This is a genomic window from Pseudomonas sp. Sample_22 (assembly GCF_004307635.1).
In the GTDB taxonomy this organism is placed as follows: Bacteria; Pseudomonadota; Gammaproteobacteria; order Pseudomonadales; family Pseudomonadaceae; genus Aquipseudomonas.
In genome coordinates this window covers 1-1763 of the sequence record NZ_RCNY01000003.1, presented here as the reverse complement: position 1 = coordinate 1763, position 1763 = coordinate 1, and the positions used below count along the sequence as shown (strand labels likewise).

General features: G+C 49.1%; 2 protein-coding genes. Both read right to left on the bottom strand.

The features are described from left to right. Positions 1-297 precede the first annotated feature (297 nt). A complete protein-coding gene (locus tag D8U73_RS00015) occupies positions 298-930 on the bottom strand; it encodes a hypothetical protein (protein WP_130903381.1) in 633 nt (210 codons plus the stop codon). A 444-nt stretch (positions 931-1374) separates the two neighbouring features. After that, positions 1375-1701 carry a hypothetical protein gene (locus D8U73_RS00010; protein WP_130903380.1) on the bottom strand — a complete coding sequence of 109 codons (327 nt, stop codon included), beginning with the start codon at positions 1699-1701 and terminating at the stop codon, positions 1375-1377. Positions 1702-1763: the final 62 nt, after the last annotated feature.

Genomic DNA, 1763 nt, shown 5'->3' with positions numbered 1-1763 from the left:
GCCAAAAGCGTAAGGTGCGCATCGACTGTCTGTTTTAGAAGAATAGCCTGTGAGATTCCCCGGACGTCTAACGGGGCGTCGCTTGCACTTCTGGCGCTGGCGCATCTTACTGATCATGTGCGCAAACAGCGAATTGCAAAAAATATAGTTGAATGCCGGCTTGATGGCCGTCGTCCAAACGTAAGCTAACCACACGATTGAGCGCAAGTGACTAGAATGACCAGGCCTCGATAATTTCTGATATTCTTCAGTCACTTGCTTGAGCAACCCAGTATTTCCGCGCCTATATAGGGCGCATTAAAGGTACACCAGCGCAATGGTGGCGGAGCCATCCAGTTGAATGGTGTTGCTCGCATCTAATGTGCTTTTGGGTGCAATAGTCGGAGTAACAGCTAGATTAAAAGAGGCGCTCGTCATCGGAACAGGCTGCCCCGCGCCTGACGTTGCCTTAAGGCCGTAGGTTATGGCCTGAGCAGCGTAGGTATTGATGGTCCCGCCTCCATTTCCGCCAGCCCATGTCGTCCCACCATCTGTACTCCAAACCATAAAACCAGTGCCACCATTGAGCGAAACATTTGAATAATTCAGTGTATAATCGCCAATTTTATTGTTTCCTCCGTCAAGCCCCAATCCGTATGCATTAGGGTTAATCGAGGTAACATTTGTTCCTGCTCTGTTATCGGTTCCTCGAATTCCTACCAACACGAGTCCAGCGCACGTAATGTTCAATGTTTGCGGGGCACTAACACCTAGCGCAGTGTTTCCAGTCGGATTTAGAAGAATTGATGTTCCATAAGAAAAATCGCTTCCCACCATCGAAACGTCGCAAGATGGCGGGTCGATAATGCCGGTAACGCTCAAACCAGTTGTTGTTGCCGCTAAAGCAGAATGCATCAATAACGCGAATGGTGCTAACAGAAACTTTTTCATTTAAAAGCCTCCCACGGGGCTCTAATATGCGCCAATCGTAGCGGCCACTCCTGCACAACTAAATGGAGAGGTACGTCGTATTAATCCATAACCTAAATCTATTTTCTGTAGGGAAGCCCCTAATGCTTTGTAAGGGGATTGCGCTCACCCCAAAAACATCAATATTGGTCAGGATGCAACCCAGCCAGCATTTTGGGCCAGAAGTCGTCAAACTTTGACCTAGGACGGCTCGGCACAAACTTAAATTGGCAGTGAACTGCGCTTGCTAACAAGATACGGGTCGCAGATAGGCACCCTGCGTTACTCTAAAATTGGTCCGAGCGCGGGGCCTTTGGAAAGCGCGAGAATTGCACAGCCCGGGCCGCGTCGGGCGCGACCATCAAGAAGCGTAGACGATTTATGGGGCGACAGACGAGCCCAAGCCTTTTATGAAGGTATCTAAACTCACTTAATCATCGAATTGGGAATGAACGTTTCTTCCTCCGTGTCGAGAAGGTACCACCGGCTATATTTGCCCATTTTTAAACTCTCATAGTTCATCAAAAGAACCGCATCTTGAGGCTTGGTATTTAGTGTGCAACCTTTGACTGCTTTTGAAATACCTGCATCCAGTAACGTCATTTCCGCATCGATGCTGAGAATATTGCACAGGGGCACTTCGGCCGGAATTATCGCGCGAGTACCTTTTGCAAGATCCGCATGAGCGAACCCTGTGATCATCAACGACACAATTACCGCTATCCACGCGCTTCGCATTTTGGTTGACACCATTTATGAACCTCCCATCAGGCGCTGATGTTCGCCCCTATAAGCTGCGAACACGTTCAGCGCGG

Coding starts and splice junctions, on each gene's coding strand:
- D8U73_RS00015 (WP_130903381.1), bottom strand. CDS start 930: ATGAAAAAGTTTCTGTTAGCACCATTCGCGTTATTGATGCATTCTGCT.
- D8U73_RS00010 (WP_130903380.1), bottom strand. CDS start 1,701: ATGGTGTCAACCAAAATGCGAAGCGCGTGGATAGCGGTAATTGTGTCG.